The organism is Mesorhizobium sp. M0195, assembly GCF_040322115.1.
Taxonomy (GTDB): Bacteria; Pseudomonadota; Alphaproteobacteria; order Rhizobiales; family Rhizobiaceae; genus Mesorhizobium.
Genome location: NZ_JAMYSV010000063.1, coordinates 1 through 3,101 on the forward strand (window position 1 = coordinate 1; position 3,101 = coordinate 3,101).

Annotated in this window: 1 protein-coding gene; it reads left to right on the forward strand. The window is 60.2% G+C overall.

Features of this window, described 5'->3' with window-relative positions; all coding sequences use genetic code 11:
* Nucleotides 1-280 precede the first annotated feature (280 nt).
* Nucleotides 281-3,101 (forward strand): amino acid adenylation domain-containing protein (locus tag NKJ12_RS31920; RefSeq protein WP_352707686.1); only part of this gene is annotated, 2,821 nt, incomplete at its 3' end.

The following is a 3,101-nucleotide window of genomic DNA, read 5'->3' on the forward strand; positions in this document are numbered from 1 at the left end:
GGATTCGATTAGCATTCAGCGCGGTTACTCCCGAGCAAATCCGAACCAGTGTGACAGGTTTAGGCCGCTATGTGGCGCGGCGGTTGGGGAGGGAACTGCCCAGCTTAGTGGATGGACTGGCCGAGGGATGAAGATGGCACCTCACTCTTCACCGGAGCGCGCAAGCGCTTGCGAACCAGGCGATCGGGATAGGCCACAACCTGCAGCGCGATCAATCTCCTCCAGCGTCTTTGTTGGCAATGGTACGCTTGCTATCAGCTGCGCGCAGCTGGCAATGGAGGTGGGCCACGACATTCGCGTAGTGCTATGTGGCGACGCTATATTCGCGGATTGGGCGGCTCGCGCCAATATCCCGTGTATTGCGAGTGTTGACGAGCTCTGCTCTCTTCTGAACGCGGAGCCGGTGGATTGCATTTTCTCCGTTGCCAATCCGCTTATATTGCCACCGGGCGTGTTTGGGCGAGCGCGACAAGGTGCTTTCAATTTCCACGACGGTCCACTGCCACGATATGCAGGAACTCACGCGACGTCCTGGGCGCTGCTGGCCCAGGAGAGCGAGTATGCCATCACGTGGCATCGTATCGATGATGGTGTTGATACGGGTGACGTCGTGGTCCATCGCCAAGTGCTGATTGCGCCCACCGATACGGCACTGACCCTGAACCTCAAATGTTATGAGGCCGCTGTCGAGGGATTCCGCGAGCTTCTAACTGGTTTGGCGAAGGGAGAGCTTACCGCCTATCCGCAAGCGCTGGTGAACAGAAGCTATTTTCCAAGACGTCGACGCCCAGATGCGGCAGGCTGTCTGCGATGGGATCGATCCGCGCAAGACCTGTCAGCGATGACGCGTGCCCTAGACTTTGGCCCGTATCATCCCAATCCATTGTGTCTGCCCAAGGCGCTCGTAGGCGATGAGGTTGTCACAGTCAGACGCCTGGAGGTGTTGCCTCGACGCTCGGGCATTCCGGCAGGTTGCCTGCTTGAAATCCACTCCAGCCACTGGCGGGTGGCGACGGGTACGCAGGATGTTGAGGTTTGCTTTGGCAGCTCCGATGGTCAGGCGCTGGACGCGCGAGACCTCGCCAGGCATTCCAATCTGAATGAAGGTGATCGCCTGCCAATTTTGAGCGATGAACAGGCGCAGAGCATAACTGCCGCCCATGAATTGCTGGCGCCTTCAGAGGATTTTTGGCGACAGCGGCTTGAGCAGCTTAGAATATTGCAGTTTCCTTTCCTGTCGTCGTGCGTAGCTGGGGCGCCGCACAGATGGCAGTCGAGTTCGTGGTTCATTGCAAGTGCGTTGGCTAAGCTGTCGCCACATGATCGCACGGAATACTTGGTAACGGCTTGGCTGATCTATCTCGCCCGCATCACGGGAGAAACAGAGCTTCAACTGGGATGGACCCCTGCATCGGATAGATCGCAAGCCGGTTTGAAAGCGGTGGAGGTGCTTATCGCCTCTGTCGTGCCGATGGAAGTTACCATTGATCTTGCACATGATTTTGAGGAAATGCGCAAAGCTGTGGCGGGCGAATGCGCTCAGCTGAGGGCGCACGCTAGCTTTGCCCGGGATCTTATCGCGCGCTGCCGGACAGTGCGAGGTGTGGAGGCGCTACGGTCGCACCGGCCCTGGCCGATTGGCATCACGATTACAGCAGATAGCTGTTCTGCCGCTGGCGATCTAGCTTCGAACGCGAGTTCTGAGACAACCCTATCCGGTGATTTGCTGACATTCGAGCTTTGCGCTCTGGATGGGAGCTTTCGATGGCATTTTGATGCAAGTCGATTGGCACCGGAGCAGATCGACCGCATGACGCAGCACTTACAAACATTGTTGCATAGTGTGCTGGCCGATGCAGGCCGGCCAGTGCGCGATCTGGACATCCTGCCGGCTGACGAGCGCACCTACCTGTTGGAGGAGTTGAACCGGACGGCGGCGGCCTATCCGTCGGACATGTGCATCCACGAGCTGTTCGAGGCGCAGGTGCGCCAGGCCCCCGATGCGGTGGCGGTAGTCTATGAGGACGAGCGCCTGAGCTATGGCGAGCTCAATGCCCAGGCCAACCGGCTGGCCCACCATCTGATCGCCTTGGGTGTAAAGCCGGATCAGCCGGTGGCGATCTGCCTGGAGCGCAGCCCGGCGATGGTGCTTGGTGTGCTGGCGATCCTCAAGGCCGGCGGCGCCTATCTGCCGCTCGATCCGGCCTATCCCTGCGCGCGGTTGCGGCAGGTTCTCGATGATGCCGCACCCAAGCTGCTGCTTTGCGACGCGGCCGGCCGCGCTGCGCTCGGCGCCGAGGCGCTGGCCGATGTGAGCGTGGTCGATCTGGAGACGGCGACACCAGCCTGGGCCGAATTGCCCGCCTGCGATCCCGAGCCGCGCGCCATTGGCCTGACCGCGCGCCATCTCGCCTATGTCATCTACACCTCAGGCTCCACCGGAACCCCAAAGGGCGTCATGGTCGAGCATGGAAGTCTGGTCAATCTCGGGTTGGCTCAGATCGGGCTTTTTGGCGCCTGTTCGAATAGCCGTGTTGTGCAGTTCGCCTCCTTCGGCTTTGATGCAAGTGCTTGGGAGCTTGTCATGGCGTTTGGCTCAGGCGCCGCATTACACTTGCCTGCGGACGAGCTCCGCCAGGCGTCGGATTACCTGCGAAGCGAAGCCATAACCCATGCGACATTACCTCCAGCCTTGCTTCAGGCAAGCAGCGATCCGGGATGTTTGGCATCGCAAGTTCTCATTCTTGCTGGCGAACTGCCGAAAGCTGAACTCGTCCGAAGTCTGGCCTCGGCATCTATCGTCAACGCCTATGGCCCGACCGAAGCAACAGTCTGCGCGACGGTTTGGAGTTGTCCCGATGACTTTGATGGGTCAGTTGTCCCGATCGGGCGTCCGATTGCGAACACGCGGGTGTACCTGCTGGACGGTCATGGTGCGCCCGTCCCGTTCGGGGCGGTGGGGGAGCTCTATATCGGCGGGGCGGGCGTTGCGCGGGGCTACCTGAACCGGCCTGATCTGACGGCGGAGCGGTTCATCGCCAGTCCCTTTGTGGAAGGCGATCGGCTGTATAAGACCGGTGACCTGGGGCGTTATCTGCCGG